The organism is Nocardioides marmoriginsengisoli (assembly GCF_003725695.1).
GTDB classification, from domain to species: Bacteria; Actinomycetota; Actinomycetes; order Propionibacteriales; family Nocardioidaceae; genus Marmoricola; species Marmoricola marmoriginsengisoli.
In genome coordinates this window covers 24,454-46,681 of the sequence record NZ_RJSE01000006.1, presented here as the reverse complement: position 1 = coordinate 46,681, position 22,228 = coordinate 24,454, and the positions used below count along the sequence as shown (strand labels likewise).

The following is a 22,228-nucleotide window of genomic DNA, read 5'->3' as shown; positions in this document are numbered from 1 at the left end:
CCGAACGGTCTGCGGCGCATTCAGGACCAAACCGACAAAGCGTGTCGCACGGCGGGCTGAGACTTGGGGCGACCAGCCTTGGTAACGTCGCCTGACGGATTGTCCGATCACTGCGCCGAAGGTCTCCTGATGCCGCTGCCCTCCATCGCTGACCGCCTGGCGAATTACCGACAGAACGGACGAGATGCAGTCGGGGGGTGGTTCCTGGACGAGTGCGCCGAAATGATCGAGCAAGTGCTGCTGCGCCAGGTCGACTGGAACGTCGAGGGCAACATCGCCGAGATCGGCGTCCACTACGGCAAGTCGTTCCTGATGTTCGCCAACGGGGTACGCGACGGCGAGACGGCGATCGCGCTCGACGTGTTCGACGACCAGGACAAGAACCTCGACAGCTCCGGTCGAGGCAACCGGGCCATCTTCGAGAGCAACGTCGCGACGTGGGCCCAGGGGCTGGACATCAAGATCGTCCAGGCATCGAGCTTGGAGCACCACCCCGAGACGGCCCGAGAGACCTTCGGCGACGTCCGGGTGTTCTCGATCGACGGCGGCCACACCGCGGCGATCACGGCGCACGACCTCCGGCTCGCCGAGGCCGCTGTCGTCCCGGACGGTGTGGTCATCCTCGACGACGCGATCAACGCGCACTGGCTGGGCGTCGTGACCGGCCTCGCCGACTACCTGGCAGGGTCGCCGGGCCTGGTTCCGTTCGCGTACGGCGCCAACAAGCTGTTCCTGGCACCGTCAGCAGCCGTGGCGGACAAGTACCGGGAGGCCCTGCGCGAGTCCCTCCCGGACCTGCTGGGAAAGGTCGACGTCGAGTTCTTCGGCACGGTCGTCGACGTCTACGTCCAAGGATCGGCGCGCTCCAGGGCAGCCGGCCGCACGGCACGGGCAGCGGCTGCTGCTGAGGCGAAGCGGAAACGTCGCACCGCGAACAAGATCGCCCGGCTGGAGCGCGAGCTTGCCGAGGCTCGCGAATTGACGACGCTTCGGGGAATGCCCAGGTTGGCACGCCGCAAGATCCGTAGTGCCGTCCGTCGGGCCAGGGCCGTCGCCCACCGCTCCTGACAAATGTCATGCCGGAGACGTGACTCCTGGGCGAGGCACGGACGTCCGGACCGGGCCACGCTGGACGCATGACAACTTCTGCACCCGAGCATCTCGGATCCGGTGGAGACGCGGGCACCCTCGCCGCGGTGAGCCTCACCGGGGTGACCAAGGACTTCGGGGCCGTGCACGCGGTCCGCGGGATCGACCTGACGATCCGACCCGGCGAAGTGGTGGCCTTCCTGGGCCCGAACGGAGCCGGCAAGACCACCACCATCGACATGATCCTGGGCCTCTCCGCGCCCACGACCGGCGAGGTCCGGGTCCTCGGCCTGGAGCCGCGCGAGGCGATCGCCCGGGGACTGGTCTCGGCGGTGATGCAGACCGGGGGACTGCTCAAGGACCTGACCGTCCGCGAGACCGTCGAGTACACCGCCAGCCTCTTCGCCGACACCCGCCCGGTCGAGGAGGTGCTGGCCAACGCCGGCATCACGGGGATCGCCGACCGGTTGGTGCAGAAGTGCTCCGGGGGAGAGCAGCAGCGGCTCCGGTTCGCGATGGCGCTGCTCTCCGACCCGGCGCTGCTGCTGCTCGACGAACCCACCACCGGGATGGATGTCGAGGGCCGGCGGGCGTTCTGGTCGTCGATCCGGACCGACGCCGAGCGGGGCCGCACCGTCCTGTTCGCGACGCACTACCTCGAGGAGGCCGACCAGTACGCCGACCGGATCGTGCTGGTCAGCCACGGACGGATCGTGGCCGACGGCACCGGCTCGGAGATCAAGGCCCTCGCCTCCGGACGCACCGTCCGGGCGACCCTGGCCGCGGCGGACACCGAGGCGCTGGCCGCCCTGGCCGGCGTCGACGGCGTCGAGGTCCGCGGCGACAGCGTGCTCGTGCACACCAAGGACAGCGACGCGGTGGCCCGCTACCTGCTGAACGAGACCGACGCCCGCGACCTCGAGATCACCGCGAAGGGCCTCGAGGAGGCCTTCATCAACCTGACCGGCGACCACGCCGAAGGAGGAGACCAGTGAGCGTTCTCGACCCCACGGCCCGGAGGGTGCCGCCGCTGGGCGGATTCAACGTCACCGTGCTGACCATCGAGCTGCGGCGGCTGCTGCGCAACCGGCGCACGATCATCTTCACGCTGATCATGCCGGTGCTGCTCTACCTGATCATCGGGTCCAACGCGTCCTACGCCAACGACCGGGAGGGCTCGGGCAACGTCTCGGCGTACATCCTGATCAGCATGGCGGCGTACGGTGCCGTGCTGGCGGCGACCAGCGGCGGCGCGATGGTGGCCAACGAGCGCGCCCTGGGCTGGTCCCGGCAGCTCCGGCTGACCCCGCTCTCGCCGGTCGCCTACATCCTCACGAAGGCACTGGTCTCGTTGCTCCTGGGACTCGCCTCGGTGCTGGCGGTGAACGTCGTCGGCGTGATCAACGGCAAGGCCGAGATGCCCACCCACGTCTGGATCGCCGCCGGCCTGATCGCCTGGCTCGGGTCGATCGTGTTCAGCGCCTTCGGCCTCTTCATGGGCTACCTGCTGCCGAGCGAGAACGTGATGCAGGTGCTCGGACCGGTCCTCGCCGGCCTGGCCGCCCTCGGCGGGTTGTGGTTCCCGATCGAGCCGGGCACGGTGCTGGGCCACATCTCCGCGTGCACCCCCATCTACGGCCTGGCCTACCTTGCCCGCTGGCCCCTGTACGGCGGCGCGCCGCACCTGGTCTGGGTGCTCAACCTGCTCTTCTGGCTGGTCGTCTTCGTCGGCGGAGCGGCGTGGCGGATGAGCAAGGACACCGCGCGGGTCTGAGCGCCACTACCGTGACGACCATGACATCGAACCGCATCGACGTGGACTCCCCGGGAGGTCCGCGTCGGTGGGGTGCGGTGATGGCGCTGGTCTGGCTCTTCTACCTGCTCAACCCGCTGGAGGCCGGCTGGGAGCAGCGCGACACGGTCAGCGGCTGGGTCGGGATCGTCGCCACCGTCGCCTTCGCCGGCGTCTACGCGGCCGCGTTCCTGATGCTCCGGCTGAACCGGCCGGAGGGCGCGCCCTTCCGGATCTCGCCGAACCCGGCCGTCGGCATCCTCGCGCTCGCGGTCGAGGTCGTCCTCGGGGCGGTGATCTGCGCGGCCGTCGGCCAGTCCGGGACCGCGACCGCGGTCTACCTCGCGGTCACCAGCATGATCTGCCTGACGAGCGGGTGGGCCTGGCTGGTCACGGTGCTGATCGCGGCCACGACCTATGCGGCGACGCTGGTGGTGGACGGCTGGCACCAGGACCGCGGCATCCTGTTCGGGATCCTGGCTGCGGGCCTGGCGATCTGGGGGATCTCGCAGGCGATCAACCGCAGCACCGAGGTGCTGGCCGTCCGCGAGGAGAACGCCCGGCTGGCGCTCGACGAGGAACGCAACCGGTTCGCCCGCGACCTGCACGACATCCTCGGCCACTCGCTGACCGTGATCACTGTGAAGGCCGAGCTGGCCCAGAAGCTGATCGGCGTCGACCTGGACCGGGCGAAGGCGGAGGTCGCCGACCTGGAGCGGCTCTCCCGGGACGCGCTGGCCGACGTACGGCGAGCGGTGGAGGGGTACCGCGAGCTGACCCTGCCCGGTGAGGTAGCCCGGGCGCGGACGGCGCTCCAGGCCGCCGAGATCGAGGCGGACCTGCCGAATTCGACGGAGGACGTGCCCTCGTCGGTCCGCGAGCTCTTCGCGTGGACGATCCGCGAAGGGGTCACCAACGTGATCCGGCACAGCCGCGCCCGCACCTGCACGGTCCGGCTGACCCCGACCAGCGTCGAGGTCGCCGACGACGGCGTGGGTCCCGGGACGTCCGCCCCCGGCAACGGGCTGACCGGCCTGCGCGAGCGGGCGGCCGCCCACGACGGCGTGGTCGTGACCAAGGCGCTGGACCCCGGCTTCTCGCTCAGCGTGGCGGTGCCTTGATGACGATCCGGATCCTGCTCGCCGACGACCAGGCGCTGGTCCGCGGGGCCCTCTCGGCCCTGCTCGCGCTGGAGCCCGACCTCGAGGTGGTGGCCGAGGTCGGTCGCGGGGACGAGGTGCTGGCCGCCGTACTGGAGCACCGTCCGGACGTGGCCCTGCTCGACGTGGAGATGCCCGGGCTGGACGGGATCGCGGCCGCGGCGCTGGTGCGCGAGCGGTGCCCCGAGGTGCAGGTGCTGATCGTCACCACGTTCGGCCGACCGGGATTCCTCCGCCGGTCGCTGCAGGCCGGCGTCTCCGGCTTCGTCGTCAAGGACACCCCGGCGGCCGAGCTCGCGGACGCCGTACGGCGGGTGCACGCGGGTCTGCGCGTGGTGGACCCGGCCCTGGCCACCGACAGCCTGATCGCGGGGGAGTCGCCACTGACGGCTCGCGAGACCGAGGTGCTGCAGGCGGCGCAGGACGGCTCGTCGGTCGCCGCGATCGCCGGCAAACTGTTCCTCTCCGAGGGGACCGTCCGCAACCACCTGTCGGCCGCGATCGGCAAGACCGGCGCCGGCAACCGGGCTGAGGCGGTGCTGATCGCGACCGAGAACGGCTGGTTGTGACGGCAGCACTCGATAGCCTCGACTCGTGATCCTCGCTTCGCTCGTCAACGAGTTCTCGGCCACTCGACCTCGAGCAAGCTCGGGTACTCGATAGCCTCGACTCGTGATCTGGGACGACCTGTACGACGACGCCGCGCGCGCCCGACTCGTCGAGGAACCGGCGAAGCGCGTTCCCGCCCCGGTGCGCACCCCGTTTGAGCGCGACCGGGCCCGGGTGGTGCACTCGGCCTCGTTGCGCCGGCTGGCCGCCAAGACCCAGGTGCTCGGACCCCAGGCCGACGACTTCGTCCGCAACCGGCTGACCCACAGCCTGGAGGTGGCCCAGGTCGCCCGCGACCTCGCGCACCCGCTCGGCTGCCACCCCGATCTGGCCGAGACGGCCGCCCTCGCCCACGACCTGGGGCACCCGCCGTTCGGCCACAACGGCGAGCAGGTCCTGGACCGGCTGGCCGCGGAGTGCGGCGGGTTCGAGGGGAACGCTCAGACGTTGCGGATCCTGACCCGGCTGGAGGCCAAGTCGGTCGATGCCAACGGGCGTTCGATCGGGCTCAACCTGACCCGGGCGACGCTGGACGCGTGCACCAAGTACCCGTGGCCGCGCCCCGCCGGCGGGGGCAAGTTCGGTGCCTACGCCGACGACCAGCCGGTGTTCGGATGGATGCGCCAGGACGCGCCCGAAGGTCGCCGCTGCCTGGAGGCCGAGGTGATGGACTTCGCCGACGACGTGGCCTACTCCGTGCACGACCTCGAGGACGGGATCGTCGGCGGGCACATCGATCTGGCGGTCCTGGAGTCGCGCAGCGAGCTCACCGGGGTCTGGGAGACGGTGCGCGACTGGTACCTGCCCGATGCCGGCGATGACCGGCTCGCCGCCGCGCTCGCACGGGTGCGCGCCGTGGGGACCTGGTCGGATCGTGGCTACGACGGGACCCGGGCGGCGCTCTCCCAGCTGAAGAACCTGACCAGCGACCTGATCGGCGTCTTCTGCGGCAGCGTGCACACGGCCACCCGCGCCCGGTACGGCGAGGAGCCGCTCGCGCGCTACGCGGCGAGCCTGGTCGTGCCGGAGAAGACCGGTGACGAGATCGCGGTCCTCAAGGGGATCGCGGCGCACTACGTCATGCGCTCACCCGAACGCCGGGCCGTGATGGAGCGCCAGCGCACGCTGATCGAAGAGCTGTTCGCGGCGCTGGTCGCCTCGGAGGGGGCAGACCTCGACCCCAGCCTCCACGAGGACTACGCGGCGGCGGCCGACGATGCCGCCCGGATCCGCGTGGTGGTCGACCAGATCGCGTCGCTCACCGACGCCAGCGCCGTCACCTGGCACCAGCGGCTCTGCCGTTCCTCCTAGGGTGTTGCGCGCTGGAACGGGTTCGTCATCGCTTCGAACGCAGCGGTGGCGGTGTGGTCGCCGGGCGTCACCTTGTCGGCAAGCGCCGAGCCCTGCTGCTTCGCGAACCCGGCAGCCTCCCCGGCGAGCTGCTGGACGTGCGGGTCGTTCTTGATCCCGAGCACGAGAGCGCGGATCTGCTCGTAGCGTTCTCGCCCGGCGTGCGCCCCGAGCACGTAGCCGGCGGCGAACGAGGTCAGCGCGATCGCCTTCCTGATCATCCGGACCTCCTCAGCCGAGAAGGCGGCGGATCAGGATCAGCCCGATCAGCGCGGCGACGGCGCCGACGATCAGGCCCTTGCGGCCCTTGGCGTCGTTCGCGGTGTCTCGGAGGTCCTCGGCGCCGGCGCTGGCGTGCTCCTTGAGCGTCCCGGCGATCTCCTGGGCGTCTAGCTTGTCGGTGAGCGCGCTGACGGTCTCGGTCAGCCGATCACGTTGCTCGGCGATCTGGGCTCCGAGACCTGTGGTCGTGGTGTTCACGGGCGACTCCCTTCCTGGTCGTTACCCGTCCCCTACCCGTTCTGGTGCGTCGTACACATCGGGGTGCTCAGTCGAGGCAGAACTCGTTGCCCTCGACGTCCTGCATCAGCAGGCAGGACTCGTTCTCCTCGTCGGCCTCCAACAGCTGCAGGCGGACCGCACCGAGGGCGACCAGGCGCGCGCACTCGGCCTCCAGCACCGCCACCCGTTCGGGGCCCACCAGTCCGGTGCCGACCCGGACGTCGAGGTGCACCCGGTTCTTGACGACCTTCCCCTCGGGGACGCGCTGGAAGTACAGCCGCGGACCCACGCCCGTCGGATCCACGCAGGCCGCGGCGAAGTCGGGTGGGAGGACGTACCCGAGCACCTCGCACCAGAAGCGGGCGACGCGCTCGGGATCCGCGCAGTCGAAGGTGACCTGGACCTCCCTGACCGTCGTCACGTGAGCTTGGCCCGGGCCTGGTCGACGGCGAACTTCGCCTCGGCGAGCCCCAGCCCGGTTCGCTCACGCCAAGCCTTGATCGCGCCGATCTCGTTGCCGGAGCGCAGCATCTCCAGCACCTCGGGATCCGTCTCCGGGCCGCCAGGAGGTGCCGAGGGCACCGAGGGAGTCGGGACCGGCATCCCGGTGAACGCCGCGATCTGGGCTTCCAGCGCGGCAACCCGCTGCTGGAGGTCGTGCACCGCGAGCCGTACGTCGACATCGTCCATGTCTCGACTGTAGAACCGGCAGTGGGTGCTGAACAGTAGGATCGATCGCGTGGCCGGCCGCATCAAAGACGAAGACATCGCGACGGTGCGCGAAAAGGCACGCATCGACGACGTGATCGGCGCCTACGTCACCCTCCGCAACGCCGGCGGCGGCAACATGAAGGGTCTCTGTCCCTTCCACGACGAGAAGTCGCCGAGCTTCAACGTGACGCCCGCGCGCGGCATGTACCACTGCCTGGCCGGTGAGACCGAGGTGATGACTTGGGACGGCGTGCGTCCGATCCGGGAGCTCGCAGGCGGAACCCACCGAATTCTGGGGGCGCACGCCACCTGGATAGACGCGCCGTTCAAGTCCTACGGAATCCAGCCGCTCCTGAAACTCACGCTGACCCGGAATCGTCAGGTCAAGGAGATCTTCGCGACCGACGAGCACCGGTGGTTCGTCCGCAGTGACAGCACGAGTGCACCCCGACGCGAGGTCCTCACCAAGGACCTGAAGCCTGGTCATCGATTGGCGCACACCTTTCCGCGGAGTGGGATCAGGCGGACAACTCCCTCGCCGTTCGGGATCGCTCACGGGTTCACCTACGGAGACGGCACGCGAAACGCGAGCGGTTCGGTGGCCCTCATCTGCCCGCCCAAGGACGAGGCGATGCTCAAGTGGTTCCCCAACAGCGTGACCAGCGCTTCGGGTGACAACCTGCTCGTGCACCACCTGCCGCGGTTCTTCAAGGACCTGCCGAGCCTGGAGGAGTCCAACCCGTATCTCTACGGCTGGCTTGCCGGGTACTTCGCTGCTGACGGGTGTGTTGCGGCTGACGGAACCCTGATCCTGAACTCGGCCACACGGGAGAACCTCGAGTTCGTTCGTCTGCTCTGCACACGACTGGGAATTGCGACGTACGGGATCACCTCGCAACGCCGCTTGGGAATTCACGGTGTCGAAACGGACTTGTTCCGCGTCCATCTCGTCAATTCCGATGTGACTGATGAGTTCTTCCTCCTCGACGAGCACCGGCGTCGATTCCAGGAGAACGAGAAGAAGTTCGCGCGTCTCGGCTGGGTCGTCCAATCGGTCGAGACGACGGATCGCGTTGAAGAGGTCTTCTGCGCAGAGGTCGAAGACGGTCATGCGTTCACGCTCGCTGACAACATCCTGACCGGAAACTGCTTCGGTTGCGGGGTCGGCGGCGACGTCATCAAGTTCGTGATGGAGATGGACGGACTCTCGTTCACGGAGACGGTCGAGCGGCTGGCCGAGAAGGTCGGCGTGCCGCTGCGCTACGAGGACGGTCCGGGCCCGGCGCGCAATTCCGGCGGCCCGCAGCGACCCCGGTTGGTGGAGGCGCACAAGCTCGCCGCCGCGTACTACGCGGAGAACCTGGCCACGCCGGACGCCATGGAGGCGCGTCAGTTCCTGAGCACCCGCGGCTTCGACAAGGACGCGGCCGAGCACTTCGGGGTCGGGTTCTCACCCCGCGGCGGAGAGGAGCTGACCAAGCACCTGCGCGCGCTCGGCTTCAAGGACGACGAGCTGGTCACCAGCGGTCTTGCCGGGGACAACAACCGGGGCCTCTACGACCGGTTCCGGGGGCGGCTGATGTGGCCGATCCGGGACGCCAGCGGCGATGTCGTCGGGTTCGGCGCGCGCCGGATCTTCGAGGACGACCGGATCGCCGCGAAGTACCTGAACACGTCCGAGACCCCGATCTACAAGAAGAGCCATGTGCTCTACGGGATCGACCTGGCCCGCCGGGAGATCGCCAAGTCCAGCCAGGCTGTCATCGTCGAGGGCTACACCGACGTGATGGCCTGCCACCTGGCCGGGGTGAAGACAGCCGTCGCCACCTGCGGCACCGCGTTCGGCGACGACCACAGCCGGGTGATCCGCCGGCTGCTGATGGACCACGACGACTTCCGCGGCGAGGTGATCTTCACCTTCGACGGCGACGAGGCCGGCCAGAAGGCGGCCCTGCGGGCGTTCGAGGGCGACCAGAACTTCGCCGGTCAGACCTACGTCGCGATCGAGAAGTCAGGGTTGGACCCCTGCGACCTCCGGCTGCAGGAGGGCGACGCTGCGGTGCGCGACCTGGTCGCCCAGCGGGTGCCGCTCTACCGGTTCGTGCTCGGCAACGTGGTCGGCCGCTACGACCTCGACCGGGCCGACGGCCGGGTCGACGCGCTGCGCGAGGCCGCCAAGCTGGTCACCGCGATCCGGGACCGGTCCAAGGTGGACGCGTTCTCGCGCGAGCTCGCCGGGATGATCGGGATCGACCCCAACGACGTCCAGCGAGAGGTACGGCGCGCCGCCAACCGGGCGCAGCAGGCCGAGCCCAGCGGAGCCCCGGTCCAGGTCGCCACCGACCTGCCGGATCCGCGCGACTCGCGGATCGCCTTGGAGCGGGAGACCTTGAAGCTGGTGATCCAGCACCCGGACCTGATCGCCCCGGCGGTGACGGAGGTCAGCAGCGACGACTTCACCCACCCGGCGTACCGGGCGGTCTGGGCGGTGGTCACCGTGGTCGGGGGAGTGGGCGCGGCCGATGCGCTGTGGGCGTCGCGGCTGCAGGCCAACACCGTGGACGAGCGGGTCCAGTCGCTGCTGAGCGCGTTGAGCGTGGAGGCGATCCCGTCGAGCAAGGAGCCGGACGCGGCGTACGCGGCGCATCACGTGCACCGGTTGCGGGAGCTGACGGCCTCGCGCCGGATCGCCGACGTGAAGTCGAAGCTGCAGCGCACGAACCCGATCGAGGAGCAGGTGGAGTACAACCGGATGTTCGGTGAGCTGGTCGCCCTGGAGCAGCACCGGCGTACGCTCCGCGAGCTCTCGATGGACCAGCAGTGAGCTGGTTCAGCGGCGCCGAGAAGGCACCCGAGCTGGTCCGCGAGGCAGCCGAGCTGCGCCGCGGCGAAAAGGTGCTCGCCTTCGCCCAGGACGGCGACCGCTGGCTGCTCGGCACCCGGCTCGCGTTCGTCGTGGTCGATCCGGGTCAGCCGACGGTTCGACTCGCGTGGGAGCAGATCCAGGCGGCCGACTGGTCACAGGACGACTCCACGCTCAAGGTCAGCGAGGTCGGCCGGTTCGGGCAGTCGCGGGCGTCGTACGTGTTCACCCTGGACAGCCCCGCGCTGCTGCTCCAGCTGGTCCGGGAGCGGGTCACCGCGAGCGTGGTGCTCCAGCGGGGGTACCTGGTGACCGAGAAGGCAGGCTTCAAGGTGATCGGTCGGCGGGCCCCGGACGGCGGCCCGATCTCCTGGATGCACGAGTACGACGCCGGGATCGATCCGGAGGATCCGGAGGTCGTCGCGGCCGCTGCGGACGCGCTGCTCCGGGCCCGGGCCGACGTCGGGGAGTAGCCGATTGGCAACCTCGCCCGAGGCCTTGCTAATCTTTGCGGGCGCGATCCCCTGTAGCTCAATTGGCAGAGCATTCGACTGTTAATCGGAGGGTTGTTGGTTCGAGTCCAACCGGGGGAGCCAGCCGAAGGCCCGCATCCATGCGATGCGGGCCTTCGTCATTCCTGGAGTGGCTCAGACCTCGACGATCGACGCGCCGTCCGCGGCCCGCTGCACGGCCTCGCAGCCTGCCTTCGCGCCGGCCTTGGTCTCGTACGCCTCGCCGGAGGCGACGACCTCCCCGTTGCCGGCCTTGAGCCGGAACCGGTACTTCCCTGCCTTGTCCTCGTAGACCTCGAACTTCCCTGCCATGGCGGTGCCTCCTGAGGTGGATGTCCAGATGGGCCCACGTTAGGACTGCCGGGGACGCCTGACCAGGGGTTGCGCTCCTCGGCCTATCCGGGAAATAGTCCGCGCCGGTCGGGGGACTCCGGTAGAACCGTCCCCATGCCTGCACGCCGAATCGTCCTGATCGCCGCCTCGGTGACCCTCGCCGTCAGCACCCTCGCCGGGTGCAGCGGCTCCGACCAGCCGTCGAAGAACGACGACAACTCGACGGTGCGTCCGGGCTCGGATCCCGCGGAGAACGCGAACGTCGCGCAGCGCTACTTCGAGGCGGTCGTCAGCAACGACGCCGACACCCAGTCCGACGCCCTCGAGTTCGCGGCGCCGGACTCGTCCGCGGCGGCCTACCTGACGCACCTGGCGAACTCCTCGACGGCGTACGCCGGGGTCGGCAAGGAGCGCGCGCCGGATCGGCTCACCGAGATCCCGGGCGGCTACAAGGTCTGCGGCGCCGGCGGGGAGTGCGTGGAGTACTCGGCGCTGATCCTCGCGGACGGCAAGCTCAACAGCTTCACCGTCGGCGGAGCGGCGATCGACAAGGTGACCGTGCTCGGCAAGCGCAAGCCGGAACCGCTGGGCGACCTCGGCACGGTGGAGTTCCTGAGCCGCAGCTCGTCGGGCGGCACCTACGCGGTGAACCTGCGGGTGACCAGCGGCGACAGCCCGATCACGCTCGGCAACGCAACGGCCCTGTTCGAGCAGGAAGGTGAGCCGAAGATCAAGGCGGTCGAGCGGGTCGGCCCGAACCGACTGGCCGCGAACTCGGACGCCTACGTGACCTTGCTGTTCCTCGGCTCGAAGGCTGCGCCGGGATCGCTGGAGTACTCGGTGCGGGGCGCCGGCGACGTCGAGTCCGCGACGCTGCGGATCCGCTGACGCTCGAACAAGCCTGTCGGCAGGCGCTAGTCGCCCCAGCCCATCGGGATCACCTCGAACGGCGCCGCGAAGGTCACTCCGACCCGGCCGCCGGTCGCGCGTGCCATCCCCTCGAGGAACTCGCGGGGATCCCAGTTCTCCCAGCCGAGGCCGTCGATGTAGGCGGCGTGCGCCTTGAGCGACTCGACCCCGGCGTCGAAGGTGGCGGTGGTGTCGACCGCGTGGGTGGAGGCGGGGGAGCCGAAGGCCCAGACCTGCTGGACACCGCCCCAGGGCTGGAGCTCGTCGGTGATCTGCTCCGGGAAGATCCAGCGGTTCCCGGCGTCACGGACCGCGTCGAGGACGGCCTTGCCGACGGCGATGTGGTCGGCCTGGTTGAGGTTCTGCCCGCCCCAGGTGTCGCGGTAGTTGCCGGTGATCACGATGTCGGGGCGGTGCCGGCGTACCTCGGCGGCCAGCACCCGGCGCAGCTCCACGCCGTACTCGAGGATGCCGTCGGGGAGCCCGAGGAAGTCGACCGTCTCGACGCCGACGATCCGGGCCGAGTCGATCTGCTCCTGCTCGCGCACCGCCCGGCACTCGTCGGGGGCGAGACCGTCGATGCCGGCCTCGCCGCTGGTCACCATCGTGTAGCCGACCCACTTGCCCTGGCCGGTCCACCGGGCGACCGCCGCGGCGGCTCCGAACTCCATGTCGTCGGGGTGGGCGACGATGCAGAGCGCTCGTTCCCAGGTCTCGTCGAGCGTCTCCAGCGGTTCAGGGGTGTCCATGTGTCCGAAAGTACTGTCATCCGGGGCCTTGAGGAATAGGTGTGGGGCCGCGGCACCACTACCCTTGATCGGTGACCGAGACAACAGATTCTGTGACATTCGACGACCTCGGTCTTGACCCCAAGGTGCTCAAGGCCATCAAGGACGTCGGCTACGAGACCCCCTCGCCGATCCAGGCCGAGGCGATCCCGCCGCTGCTGGACGGTGGCCACGTCGTCGGTCTCGCCCAGACCGGCACCGGCAAGACGGCCGCGTTCGCGCTGCCGATCCTGTCCCGCATCGACCTGAGCCAGAAGACCCCGCAGGTCCTCGTCCTCGCCCCGACCCGTGAGCTCGCGCTCCAGGTCTCGGAGGCGTTCGAGAAGTACGCCAGCGGCATCCGCGGCCTGCACGTGCTGCCCGTGTACGGCGGCCAGGGGTACGGCGTCCAGCTCTCCGCCCTGCGCCGCGGGGTCCACGTCGTGGTCGGCACCCCGGGCCGGGTGATGGACCACATCGAGAAGGGCACCCTCGACCTGTCCGAGCTGCGCTTCGTGGTCCTCGACGAGGCCGACGAGATGCTCAACATGGGGTTCGCCGAGGACGTCGAGTCGATCCTCTCGGGCACCCCGGACGACAAGCAGGTGGCGCTGTTCTCGGCGACGATGCCGTCGCAGATCAAGCGGATCGTCAAGCGGCACGCCCCGGACGCCACCGAGATCAAGGTCAAGTCCACCTCGACCACGGCGGCGAACGTCGAGCAGCGGTTCCTGAAGGTCGCGCACCACAACAAGGTCGACGCGCTCACCCGGATCCTCGAGGTCGAGAACTTCGACGGGATGATCATCTTCGTCCGCACCAAGCACGCCACCGAGGAGGTCGCGGAGAAGCTTCGCGCCCGGGGGTTCTCGGCGGCGGCGATCAACGGCGACGTCGCCCAGGTGCAGCGCGAGCGGACCGTCGAGCAGCTGCGCAAGAGCAAGCTCGACATCCTGGTCGCCACCGATGTCGCGGCCCGGGGCCTCGACGTGCCGCGGATCAGCCACGTGATCAACCACGACATCCCGACCGACACCGAGTCCTACGTGCACCGGATCGGTCGCACCGGACGGGCCGGCCGGTCGGGCGTGGCGATCTCGTTCGTGACCCCGCGCGAGAACCACCTGCTCCGGGCGATCGAGAAGACCAACAAGACCACCCTCACCGAGATGCGGCTGCCGTCGGTCTCCGACGTGAACGCGTTCCGGGTCTCGAAGTTCAACGACGCGATCGGGCAGGCGATGAGCGACCCGCAGATCGGGTTGTTCCGCGAGCTGATCGAGGACTACGAGCGCAACAACGACGTGCCCGCCCTCGACATCGCCGCCGCGATCGCGGTGCTGTCCCAGGACGGCCAGCCGCTGTTCCTCGAGGACATGCCGGAGCCGCTGCGCCAGCCGACCAAGGAACGCAGCAGCGAGCGCAAGGGTCGCGAGCGCCGCGGTTTCGCGAGCTACCGCCTCGAGGTCGGCAAGCGGCACCACGTCGAGCCGCGCCAGATCGTCGGCGCCCTGGCCAACGAGGGCGGACTCTCGCGCGAGGACTTCGGCAAGATCGACATCAAGCCGGCGTTCTCGATCGTCGAGCTGCCCGTGGACATGGACCCGGCGGTCCTCGACAAGCTGAGCGGGACCCGGATCTCCGGGGTGCTGATCAACATCAAGCAGGACAAGTTCGACCGCGGCCACAAGCGCGGTCACACCGGTCCGACCGGGAGCCCGAACAAGACCTGGACCGCAACCGGCGGGTCGTCGTACTCGGGGACGAAGAAGCCGCGGCACAAAAAGCGCGACCAAGCGTAGTTCGTGCGGGTTCGCCCGGTGAGCGAAATCGCCGGGTTTGGTCGAGTGGTCTAACCGCGAGACGCGCCAGAACCGAAATGTTTGACACGTCTGCCTGCCCCACCTAGGTTTCGGGATGGGTTGAGGGACTCGACGCACCCCGGTGCACAGATGTGACAGGAACAGTGTTCATGCGGCGTTTCCTCCTTGCCCTCGCCATCGGACTGTCCGCCGTCCTGGTGTTTCCCCAGGTGTCCTCGGCGCACGTCGAGAGGCCGTCGTACTGGCCGGTACCCACGGCGGACTGCAGCGTCAGCCCGTGCGCGGGCGGAGCGGTGCCGAAGATCCGCACGCTGAGGTCCGCGCTGGACAAGAAGGCGGTCGGCAACACCCGGGTGGTCTGCAAGTCGAACTCGGTGACCCTGGTCAAGCGCGCGATCAACCGTGCGGTGGCGAAGGGCTACAACGTGCGCCCGACGGACCACCGCAAGCTCAGCGCGGCCTCGGGCCGAGCACTGCTCAAGACCAACAAGGCCCTGTTCAAGCAGTGCCGCTACCACCAGATCCAGGCCGCGGTGACGGCCTCGCGCAACAACGACCGTGTCGTCGTGATGCCCGGCCTGTACACCGAGCCCACTTCGCGGTCGAAGCCGACGTACGACAAGTCCTGCGCGCAGTACCACACCAAGTCCGACGGCGGTGACCCCGGCGCCCTGTCGCACGAGTACCAGATCATGTGCCCGAACGACGCGAACCTGATCGCCGTGATCGGCCGTGACCGAGGCAAGGGCATCGCCGGCGACCCGAAGACCCCGCTGGTCGACCGGCACGGGATCCCGAACCCGGGCAAGTGCATCCGCTGCAACTTCCAGCTCGAGGGATCGGGCGTCAGCGCCGACGACGTCATCATCGAGGCCGGCGACGCGAGCAAGGGCAACGGCGGCCCGTCCGCGGTCGGCCACAAGAAGGACGTCGGCATCTTCGCCGACCGCGCCGACGGTTTCGTGCTGCGCAACATGACCGTGCGGCACGCCCGCGAGCACGACATCTACGTCGTCGAGACCGACGGCTATGTCCTCGACCGGTTCAAGACCTACTACGCCGGTGCGTACGGCGTGCTGACCTTCGTCGGCGACCACGGCCTGATCCAGAACTGCGAGGCCGTCGGCAACGGCGACTCGGGCCTGTACCCGGGTTCGGGCGCGCAGACGCTGGTCGACCGGAAGGTCTCGTTCTACCCGACCGCGCGCTACAGCCAGACGATCCGCTGGTGCGACTCGCACCACAACACCAGCGGCTTCTCCGGCACCAACAGCCACGGCACCCGGATCATCCAGAACAACTTCTACGACAACGCCCTCGGCTACACGACCGACGTCTTCACGGCGGCCGGTCACCCGGGCTTCCCGCAGTCGGGCAACGTGGTGGAGGAGAACAACTTCTACTCCAACAACTTCAACCCGTACAAGCCGGGCTCCGACGTCTCGCCGTTCATCCCGGCGCCGGTCGGTACCGGTCTCTGGTTGGCCGGCGGCAACGACAACGTCGTCCGCAACAACCGGTTCTTCGACAACTGGCGTCGCGGCACGATGCTGTTCGCGGTGCCGGACGCCACCGTCTGCGGTCCGATCCTCGGCGACACCAAGACGCCGATCCCGGGCTGCAAGATCGCGGGCATCTCGACGTCGTACGGCAACGACCAGTACGGCAACAAGATGGGTGTCGCGCCCAGTGGCGCGGTCAAGCCCAACGGCCTCGACTTCTGGTGGGACTCGTTCCCGGGCAACACCGGCAACTGCTTCTGGGGCAACACCGCCGCCCCGGGCAAGAAGGTCACCAGCAACCCGGGATCGCTGCCCAACTGCAGCAACGGCACCAAGCCGAACACCAGCATCGGTCTGGGCAACCTGACCGGTGAGGTCGAGCTGCTCGCGTGCCTCGCCGGCCTCCAGCTGGGCAAGTACCCCGGTGGTACCGACGCCATCTGCAGCTGGTCGAAGACGCCCGCCAAGCCCGGATCCGCCGCGGCCCGTACGTCGGCCTCGAGCGCTGCGGCGGAGACCACGGCGAACCAGAAGCAGGTCTTCACCGACTTCTGCGCCGCGGGCCTCGGCAAGCGCACCTGCAAGCCGTACAAGAGCCAGTACTCCGGCCTGTCGATCCTCAACGACCTGGTCTCGGCCCTGACGCCGCCGAAGGTAGCGCCGGCCCCGAAGTCGAACAAGCCGCTCAGCCTCTACACCTGTGGTTGGTGGCGCAAGGCGAACCCGGCCCAGAAGGCCGAGCTCGTCAACCGTCTTGAGCACTTCGTCTCCGGCTCCGTCGACGGCGACAAGCGGGTCGGCTACGGAGCCACCCTCCAGCCCGCCCAGGCCGCCGCGCTCTTCGACGGCCGCTGCAGCACCAGCTACGCCGGAGCCTTCGCGCTCTACAAGCTGTACGGCGCGGCAGCAGCCTTCACGGCAGCCAACTCCTGATCGCAGCTGACTCGGCAGGCTCGACCGAACTGGTCGGGCCTGCCGAGGCGCGTGGGGCCGCAGCACCTCGGTAGGCTGCGCTCTGGGCTTCGGCCCGTACGGCGGTGCGAACCGGACGTCGAGCCTGTCGAGGCGCCCGGAGGTCATCGCAAAGGGCGGTAGCTCAGTCGGTTAGAGCAGAGGACTCATAATCCAATCAGTCCCCCGATGCCCCACATTCTCAGACGCTATCTGGCTGGCATACGCGCAGGTCAGGCGGTGTTTTACAGTCGAACGGCGATGTCTTGGAATGCCACCTGGTGTAGACCGTTGCCCCATGTTTGCCCCACGAAACGGACATGGGTAGACGCGGGCCTCTCCGACCTGTCACGCTCACGTCATGACCAACAAGCCGAGCGAGCTCGTTCAGTCGACGCGCGGGCTGCTGGTCTCAGTTGCAGTGATCATCCTTGGTGCACTTCTGAGCGCGACCAGCGTTGGCCCGTACGTCATCCTGGCCGGGATCATCGGGTTCTTGTACTTCGGGCTTTCGGCTCTCTGGGAAGTCGCCATGGGCCGGCGTCGCGGCATCGCCAAGGACTGACTCGCTACTCCCGTCGCACGTACAGCAGCACCCAGCCCTGGGGAACACTGGCCTTCGCTTCGGCGAGCAGTGCGTCGTAGTCGTCGCCTTCGAGGGTCCAGTGGTGGGCGTCGGCGGTGGTGTCGTCGGTTGGTCGCGAGGCGGCGTGCAGGATCACGGTGGAACTACGCCCGAGCCTTGGGTGGGTGGTCGGCGGGACTGGGGTGGGTGTAGTTGCGGTCGTCCTGTAGTCCCCAGTAGGTAGTTTGATCAAGCCAGTGGCAGTAGATGTTCTCACCGGGCATCCGCATCCTCGGAGATCGGCGGATAGGACTTTGCCAGGCTGCGAACTCGACACGTGGCCCTTCGCCGCGAGTCTTGCGCCGTTGAACGACGCGTTCGACTGCGGGGAGGAGGTCGTGGTCGCAGCTCATCAGGATTCCGGCGTCGTACCGGTTGTCTGAGGCCATGACTGCGAAGTCGAGCGCTAGCGCGACGTCGATGCCCTTCTCCTTGACCAAGGCGGGATCGCTCGTCCCGTGCCTGTAGCCGGGTGGGTACTTCAGGGTGCGGTCGATGACGACGACTCGCTCATCCTTGGTCCAGCGCGCGATCTGCCGGCGAGCGGCTGCGTAGCTCTTCGGGTCGTGCTGCTGATCGGGCATGCCGCGGTAGACGCGAACACAGGTTAGTTCGCGCTCGATGCCTGCCGGGGCCATTGCAGCGAGGGTTAGGCCGAGGTCTAGCGGATGGACCTGTCCGAGGGTGTGGGCGTCGCTGCGGCTGTGGAATGCCTCACGCGCATGGTTGTAGACGTTCTGCCAGTCCAGAAAGACTGTGACGCGCTGCGGCTCGGGCATGCCGGCAAGGGTACTGAAAACAAACCCCGCCGTGCGGCCAATGGCCGGACGACGGGGGGCATTGGTTGAAGAGTAGGGCTAACGAGCAGCAACGTTCAAGCGGAATGACCGTATTGGATCTCACAGGTTCAGTTCGGGATCAATCGGACACCCGAACACCTGTTCTACCCTGGCTCCATGCGCACCCGCCACGTCTGGCTGATCCCGCCGCTTGGTGTGGGCCAGTGTCGCCAGGGGTACGTGCTCGCGTGGCGGCGTGGGAATCGTGGTCACGAGGCGCAGGTGATCTGGGTTGATGAGCGCCGGGACATGCAGACGGTGGAGTGGATCCCGTCTGTGTATCTGGTGCCGGTGCGTTCGGAGCGGCCTGCTTCGGGCGGGCGGGGGGATAGTTGACAAGCCGACCTTCTTCAAGTCGGGGACTTCTCAAGAATCCGCCGACGATCTGCAGCATTCGGTATGCTCCGCGGCTATGTCAGGGCGTAGCAAGCAAGACCTCACCAAGAGGGACAAGCGGTCGGTGGACATGTCCCCGACTGCTGAGGAGCTCGCTCTCGCGGACATGTGGAAGCGACCTCCCGAAGATGAGTGTGAGGAGTCGAACTATCCGTCCGCACTCCCCGGTGCGGATGAGGCGAAGATCCGGCTGAATATTCGGATGGTGCGTCATCAGGTGACCTGGGCGCTGGTTGAGTTCTCCATCGTGCTGCTGACCATGTACCGGGGCAGGTGGCGGGAGGTTGCGGAGATTGACTCCTGTCACGATGACGACTTTCACGTCCACCAAAACGGACGGTCGATCGACGCGCGTGTTGGAGATCCCGTCACACTTGGAGTAATTCGGACACTCGAAGACGTTCAAGAGGCATACAATTTGGCGTTGACCAAGGTGGAAGATGAGTGGTCAACCTTGAAGGACAGGTGGCACCATGGGTGACATGAGGAACCGGGACGACCTTCTGCGCCAGGTGCATCGACGCCTGGCTCACCGGGACTTTGCGGAACGATTCTCGGTGATGACCGAAAGTGGAGAGCGTCCGATCGTAGTCGCCCTGCTTGAGGATTCAATCAACGAACTGTGCGTGCGGGTCCGCAACGCTGGTGGGGCTGCCAACGTCGTGACCCAGCACCTCGACGGCATGGTCGTGTTCAACATGGTCGCTGGGGAGGTGACGACCGTTCGACCCGAGCCTCCGAGCGTCAAGGGCGACGCGACGGTGGGCGTGATGCTGCAGCAGCTCATGTTCGACGGCGGTCGCGCTACTTATCGCGTGTGCACGACCAAGAATGACTCTCAGTCCGGTGTTGCCGACAACCCGCGCCTACTGCCAGTCGGTTAGTTCTGAACGCACGAAAGCGCCCCCACCCTCGACTGAGGGTGGGGGCGCTTTCGTGTCGGGGGCTCGTGCTAGCCGTTGCTTACGTCCAGCCACCGAACCGCACGGTCGAGCCAGTGGCGATCGACGGCGTTCCAGACCAGGCACCCGAGCAGCACGACCAGCGTTGGCGCTGAGACTGCGAGGGCACGCTGCCGGGGCGTCATGGGTCAGTGGTCGATGGGCTTGATCGACAGCGATAGAGCGTCATGGAAGGGGCCGGACGCGACCTCTGCGCTGCCTACGAGATGGGCACTCGTACCAATGGCGATCACGTCGCCCACGTCGAAAGGCTGAGGGAAGGTCACGGAGCAGCAGCCCAAGCGCTGGGCCGACTCTTCAACCCAGGTGGAGATCACTGGGTAATAGTCCCAAGCTGGACCCTTGTCCTCGTTATTGACCGAGATCCAGGTCTTGATCTCAATGACACCGGGAGTCGTGACACCGCCGTCGAGTCGGCAGGACGCGAATAGGTTCACCTCGTAGAGTCCGGCAGCCAGACAGACCAGCGTGTTGTCGACCAGTTCAAACTGGTCGGTTCGCAGGTCCATGTCAGGGGTCGCGATCAGGCCAAGGTTCACGCCAGGCTCGTCTGGAACCAAGGTGGCGCCGACACCGCGGAGGAGGGTCGGAACTGCCGAGCCACCGCCGCCAGCTGCGATCGAGGCGGGCAGGTTGAGGACGCCCTGGGTCTGAGCGTTGTTGAGGCCGAAGCGCGGACTCGATGTCACCGCGTAATAGGAGCCCTCTTCCAGGTTCAGAGAGAACCGGCCCGACGCGTCCAGGATGACCGGAGACTCTGAGACCTCGACCCCGCCGCGCCCATAGATGCGTGCGGTCGTCCCTGCGTAGTCGGCGGCGGTGAAGATGAAGTCGTAGACGAACATGAGGTCTCCTTGGTCGAGTTGGGTCAGTCCTGCTCGGGCGCGGGAGCGACGTCCTTGGGGGACAGGTGCAGCAGCGCCAGCAGCAGCGGTGCGGCGACCACGGCGGACCAGGCAGGCAGCCTGCCGTCGATGATCAGACCTGCGTCGAGCGCGACGCCAGCGGCGTACAGCGATGCGCGGACGGGACGCGGGAACAGGATGCGGAGCGTGTTGAGCATGGCGTCCTCCTAGGACTTCGGCAGCTTGGTCAGCCGACGACGCGTGAGCGTGATGAACGCGCGCACGACGGGGCGGCTCTTGGGAATCGCCTTCGCGGCCGGCGAGTTCAGTGCGGCGAGCAGGTCGGATCGGACCTTGCTCCAGTTGGACGGGCGACTCGGCTTGGGCTTGACGGGTGCAGTCCAGATGCGGACCCCGTTCACATCCTCAGCCCAGCCGACGAGCTTCAGGCCCCACTTCCGCTCGATCTCGGCGATGCGAACGTGATCGAAGTAGCCGGGTCGCTTGATGTCCGTTGACCAGCACTCACCATTCCCGGTCGAAATGGCGATGTGTCCGTGGCCCTTGCTGCCTCCGGTCCAGAAGACCGGGGCGCCATAGGGGATCGCGAGCGGGTTCGCCTCGGGGTGCCTGTGTTCGGCGTCGGCCCAGGCGGTTGCCGCGTCCTCAGCCTTCGCGGGGACGCCGTAACAGCCGCGGACCATCTTCAGGCACATGCCAGTCTCTGCCTTTGGTCCGACCGTGGACTGCCGATCTGCCAGGGCGATGGCTTGCTTCGGGGTGTTCGTCATGGTCGAAACCTCTCTGCGTTGGCGCCCCAGTAGGCGTCGATGAACGGGCGCCACGTGTCGAGGTCGACGGGCACGGGGTAGCCGTGGGTGAGCAGTGCGGTCTGTGCGCCAGTCGCGTGGAAGGTCCGCAGCTTCTCGCCAGCTACGGCCATGGAGTAGCCGGGTTTCGGCGGCGAGTAGCCCTGGTGGACGAGCGTCATCACAAACGGGGGCATGTCCAGACGCTTCGCGGTCCGGGCCATCAGCTCAGCCGTGCGACGCGGGAACGCCTTCTTGATCTCCGCGCACATGATCGCTCCGTTGCGCTGGTGGATCGCCAGCATCTCCGCGTACAGGTAGGGCCGGACCCGGGTCACGTAGCGGATCCCTGGGCGCTTGGTGCGGCGGAGTCGAACGAAGTCCTTGCGCGACCACTCCTCGAACGGGCGATCGAGCTCGGCCCTGGTGAGCGCTCGCCGCTTGCCCTTGCCGACTGCCAGGTAGCGCCAGCCGCCCTTGCGCGGGGTGCCGTCGTGGATGCACCCGGCACCGTCGAGCAGCGGTCTGGTGTTGATGTCCGTGTACGGCGACCCGCCGCGACGAGCCGACTTGCCTGCCGCCTTCGCCGCTCGAGGAGAGTCGCTGCGCCAGTCCGGCTTGGAGTGCTGACGTCGCGGGGAGCGCTGCGGGATCTTCATCTCAGCCGCCCATGACCTTCGCGAGCAAACCTCCCCCGACACCACCGCCAGCCGCCGCCGCTCCGGTTGCCAGCCAGATCCATCGCTCTAGGCGACGGATGCGGGTCTCGTGGTCGCGGTCGTTGGCGAGGATCAGGTCCAGTTTGGTGTCCATGACGGCAAGCTGGGTCTCGACCGTTGGAGCGGCGGGAGGCGTCATCGGCAGACCTGCGATCCGGAGC

Annotated in this window: 28 protein-coding genes, 1 tRNA gene and 1 pseudogene; 17 read left to right on the top strand and 13 right to left on the bottom strand. The window is 68.0% G+C overall.

All coding sequences use genetic code 11. The features are described from left to right. Positions 1 to 222 precede the first annotated feature (222 nt). The 6 genes from EFK50_RS08035 (at position 223) to EFK50_RS08010 (ending at position 5,961) form a co-directional block, all read left to right on the top strand. Positions 223 to 1,068 (top strand): class I SAM-dependent methyltransferase, encoded by an 846-nt coding sequence (locus tag EFK50_RS08035; protein ID WP_183407731.1) that lies wholly within the window; start codon positions 223 to 225, stop codon positions 1,066 to 1,068. A 68-nt stretch (positions 1,069 to 1,136) separates the two neighbouring features. Then, on the top strand, positions 1,137 to 2,084 hold the full coding sequence (locus EFK50_RS08030; protein WP_123227066.1) for an ABC transporter ATP-binding protein: 948 nt from the start codon (positions 1,137 to 1,139) through the stop codon (positions 2,082 to 2,084). Beyond that, complete coding sequence (locus EFK50_RS08025; RefSeq protein WP_123227065.1) at positions 2,081 to 2,863, top strand: ABC transporter permease; 783 nt, start codon at positions 2,081 to 2,083, stop codon at positions 2,861 to 2,863. The genes EFK50_RS08030 and EFK50_RS08025 overlap by 4 nt, the downstream gene beginning before the upstream one ends. Positions 2,864 to 2,883: 20 nt before the next feature. Then, the gene (locus tag EFK50_RS08020; protein ID WP_123227064.1) at positions 2,884 to 4,002 is read left to right on the top strand and encodes a sensor histidine kinase; all 1,119 of its coding nucleotides are present in this window, start codon (positions 2,884 to 2,886) and stop codon (positions 4,000 to 4,002) included. After that, positions 4,002 to 4,610 carry a response regulator transcription factor gene (locus EFK50_RS08015; protein WP_123227063.1) on the top strand — a complete coding sequence of 203 codons (609 nt, stop codon included), beginning with the start codon at positions 4,002 to 4,004 and terminating at the stop codon, positions 4,608 to 4,610. The genes EFK50_RS08020 and EFK50_RS08015 overlap by 1 nt, the downstream gene beginning before the upstream one ends. A 103-nt stretch (positions 4,611 to 4,713) precedes the next feature. Beyond that, on the top strand, positions 4,714 to 5,961 hold the full coding sequence (locus tag EFK50_RS08010; protein WP_123227062.1) for a deoxyguanosinetriphosphate triphosphohydrolase: 1,248 nt from the start codon (positions 4,714 to 4,716) through the stop codon (positions 5,959 to 5,961). Here the strand turns inward: EFK50_RS08010 and EFK50_RS08005 are convergent. The 4 genes from EFK50_RS08005 to EFK50_RS07990 form a co-directional block, all read right to left on the bottom strand. Further along, on the bottom strand, positions 5,958 to 6,221 hold the full coding sequence (locus tag EFK50_RS08005) for a hypothetical protein (RefSeq protein ID WP_123227061.1): 264 nt from the start codon (positions 6,219 to 6,221) through the stop codon (positions 5,958 to 5,960). The two genes, EFK50_RS08010 and EFK50_RS08005, sit on opposite strands and share 4 nt — an antisense overlap. A 10-nt stretch (positions 6,222 to 6,231) precedes the next feature. Further along, positions 6,232 to 6,480, bottom strand: coding sequence for a DUF3618 domain-containing protein (locus EFK50_RS08000; protein WP_123227060.1), 249 nt, complete (start codon positions 6,478 to 6,480; stop codon positions 6,232 to 6,234). Between the two features lie 67 nt (positions 6,481 to 6,547). After that, a complete protein-coding gene (locus tag EFK50_RS07995) occupies positions 6,548 to 6,922 on the bottom strand; it encodes a VOC family protein (protein ID WP_123227059.1) in 375 nt (124 codons plus the stop codon). Then, the gene (locus EFK50_RS07990; protein WP_183407730.1) at positions 6,919 to 7,191 is read right to left on the bottom strand and encodes a ribosomal L7/L12 family protein; all 273 of its coding nucleotides are present in this window, start codon (positions 7,189 to 7,191) and stop codon (positions 6,919 to 6,921) included. Before EFK50_RS07990 ends, EFK50_RS07995 begins: the two co-directional genes overlap by 4 nt. 49 nt (positions 7,192 to 7,240) lie before the next feature. Here EFK50_RS07990 and EFK50_RS22955 point away from each other — a divergent pair. The 4 genes and pseudogenes from EFK50_RS22955 to EFK50_RS07975 form a co-directional block, all read left to right on the top strand. Further along, positions 7,241 to 7,426: pseudogene (locus tag EFK50_RS22955) on the top strand (CHC2 zinc finger domain-containing protein); the annotation flags it as partial. Then, positions 7,415 to 10,036: a DNA primase gene (dnaG, locus tag EFK50_RS07985; protein ID WP_425454378.1), complete on the top strand. Its 2,622-nt coding sequence runs from the start codon at positions 7,415 to 7,417 to the stop codon at positions 10,034 to 10,036. The pseudogene EFK50_RS22955 and the gene dnaG, both read left to right, overlap by 12 nt. Continuing rightward, positions 10,033 to 10,548, top strand: coding sequence for a hypothetical protein (locus EFK50_RS07980; protein ID WP_123227057.1), 516 nt, complete (start codon positions 10,033 to 10,035; stop codon positions 10,546 to 10,548). Before dnaG ends, EFK50_RS07980 begins: the two co-directional genes overlap by 4 nt. 47 nt (positions 10,549 to 10,595) lie before the next feature. Next, positions 10,596 to 10,671: transfer RNA gene (locus EFK50_RS07975), tRNA-Asn, on the top strand. Positions 10,672 to 10,722: 51 nt separating this feature from the next. On the opposite strand, the gene EFK50_RS07970 is transcribed toward EFK50_RS07975, so the two are convergent. Beyond that, positions 10,723 to 10,899: a YegP family protein gene (locus tag EFK50_RS07970; protein WP_123227056.1), complete on the bottom strand. Its 177-nt coding sequence runs from the start codon at positions 10,897 to 10,899 to the stop codon at positions 10,723 to 10,725. Between the two features lie 135 nt (positions 10,900 to 11,034). Between EFK50_RS07970 and EFK50_RS07965 the strand changes: the two genes are divergently transcribed. After that, positions 11,035 to 11,808 (top strand): hypothetical protein, encoded by a 774-nt coding sequence (locus EFK50_RS07965; RefSeq protein WP_123227055.1) that lies wholly within the window; start codon positions 11,035 to 11,037, stop codon positions 11,806 to 11,808. Between the two features lie 26 nt (positions 11,809 to 11,834). Here EFK50_RS07965 and EFK50_RS07960 read toward each other — a convergent pair whose 3' ends face one another. Continuing rightward, the gene (locus tag EFK50_RS07960; RefSeq protein ID WP_123227054.1) at positions 11,835 to 12,578 is read right to left on the bottom strand and encodes a PIG-L deacetylase family protein; all 744 of its coding nucleotides are present in this window, start codon (positions 12,576 to 12,578) and stop codon (positions 11,835 to 11,837) included. Between the two features lie 71 nt (positions 12,579 to 12,649). Here EFK50_RS07960 and EFK50_RS07955 point away from each other — a divergent pair, with 71 nt between their 5' ends. The 3 genes from EFK50_RS07955 to EFK50_RS07945 all read left to right on the top strand — a co-directional run bounded on the left by EFK50_RS07955 (position 12,650) and on the right by EFK50_RS07945 (position 17,437). Further along, the gene (locus tag EFK50_RS07955; protein WP_123227053.1) at positions 12,650 to 14,398 is read left to right on the top strand and encodes a DEAD/DEAH box helicase; all 1,749 of its coding nucleotides are present in this window, start codon (positions 12,650 to 12,652) and stop codon (positions 14,396 to 14,398) included. A 170-nt stretch (positions 14,399 to 14,568) separates the two neighbouring features. Beyond that, positions 14,569 to 16,854 (top strand): right-handed parallel beta-helix repeat-containing protein, encoded by a 2,286-nt coding sequence (locus EFK50_RS07950; RefSeq protein ID WP_123227052.1) that lies wholly within the window; start codon positions 14,569 to 14,571, stop codon positions 16,852 to 16,854. A 379-nt stretch (positions 16,855 to 17,233) separates the two neighbouring features. After that, the gene (locus EFK50_RS07945; RefSeq protein WP_123227051.1) at positions 17,234 to 17,437 is read left to right on the top strand and encodes a hypothetical protein; all 204 of its coding nucleotides are present in this window, start codon (positions 17,234 to 17,236) and stop codon (positions 17,435 to 17,437) included. A gap of 4 nt (positions 17,438 to 17,441) precedes the next feature. On the opposite strand, the gene EFK50_RS22140 is transcribed toward EFK50_RS07945, so the two are convergent. Both EFK50_RS22140 and EFK50_RS07940 read right to left on the bottom strand, forming a co-directional pair. After that, positions 17,442 to 17,594: a hypothetical protein gene (locus tag EFK50_RS22140; RefSeq protein WP_183407729.1), complete on the bottom strand. Its 153-nt coding sequence runs from the start codon at positions 17,592 to 17,594 to the stop codon at positions 17,442 to 17,444. Positions 17,595 to 17,601: 7 nt separating this feature from the next. Next, positions 17,602 to 18,276, bottom strand: a complete 675-nt coding sequence (locus EFK50_RS07940) for an NYN domain-containing protein (protein WP_123227050.1) — start codon at positions 18,274 to 18,276, stop codon at positions 17,602 to 17,604. A 177-nt stretch (positions 18,277 to 18,453) separates the two neighbouring features. Here EFK50_RS07940 and EFK50_RS21855 point away from each other — a divergent pair, with 177 nt between their 5' ends. The 3 genes from EFK50_RS21855 (at position 18,454) to EFK50_RS07930 (ending at position 19,616) form a co-directional block, all read left to right on the top strand. Beyond that, on the top strand, positions 18,454 to 18,672 hold the full coding sequence (locus EFK50_RS21855; RefSeq protein WP_148046103.1) for a hypothetical protein: 219 nt from the start codon (positions 18,454 to 18,456) through the stop codon (positions 18,670 to 18,672). A gap of 76 nt (positions 18,673 to 18,748) precedes the next feature. Then, positions 18,749 to 19,213, top strand: coding sequence for a hypothetical protein (locus EFK50_RS07935; protein WP_123227049.1), 465 nt, complete (start codon positions 18,749 to 18,751; stop codon positions 19,211 to 19,213). Between the two features lies 1 nt (position 19,214). After that, on the top strand, positions 19,215 to 19,616 hold the full coding sequence (locus tag EFK50_RS07930) for a hypothetical protein (protein WP_148046102.1): 402 nt from the start codon (positions 19,215 to 19,217) through the stop codon (positions 19,614 to 19,616). A 206-nt stretch (positions 19,617 to 19,822) separates the two neighbouring features. Here the strand turns inward: EFK50_RS07930 and EFK50_RS07925 are convergent, their stop codons facing one another. The 5 genes from EFK50_RS07925 to EFK50_RS22135 are packed head-to-tail and all read right to left on the bottom strand — an operon-like array spanning position 19,823 to position 22,161. After that, positions 19,823 to 20,539 (bottom strand): hypothetical protein, encoded by a 717-nt coding sequence (locus tag EFK50_RS07925; RefSeq protein WP_123227047.1) that lies wholly within the window; start codon positions 20,537 to 20,539, stop codon positions 19,823 to 19,825. 23 nt (positions 20,540 to 20,562) lie between these two features. Next, entirely contained in the window at positions 20,563 to 20,757 is a 195-nt protein-coding gene (locus EFK50_RS07920; protein ID WP_123227046.1) for a hypothetical protein, read from the bottom strand. A gap of 9 nt (positions 20,758 to 20,766) precedes the next feature. Then, a complete protein-coding gene (locus EFK50_RS07915; protein ID WP_148046101.1) occupies positions 20,767 to 21,330 on the bottom strand; it encodes a hypothetical protein in 564 nt (187 codons plus the stop codon). Then, on the bottom strand, positions 21,327 to 22,007 hold the full coding sequence (locus EFK50_RS07910; RefSeq protein WP_123227044.1) for a hypothetical protein: 681 nt from the start codon (positions 22,005 to 22,007) through the stop codon (positions 21,327 to 21,329). Before EFK50_RS07910 ends, EFK50_RS07915 begins: the two co-directional genes overlap by 4 nt. Position 22,008: 1 nt before the next feature. Beyond that, positions 22,009 to 22,161, bottom strand: coding sequence for a hypothetical protein (locus EFK50_RS22135; RefSeq protein ID WP_183407728.1), 153 nt, complete (start codon positions 22,159 to 22,161; stop codon positions 22,009 to 22,011). Positions 22,162 to 22,228 lie beyond the last annotated feature (67 nt).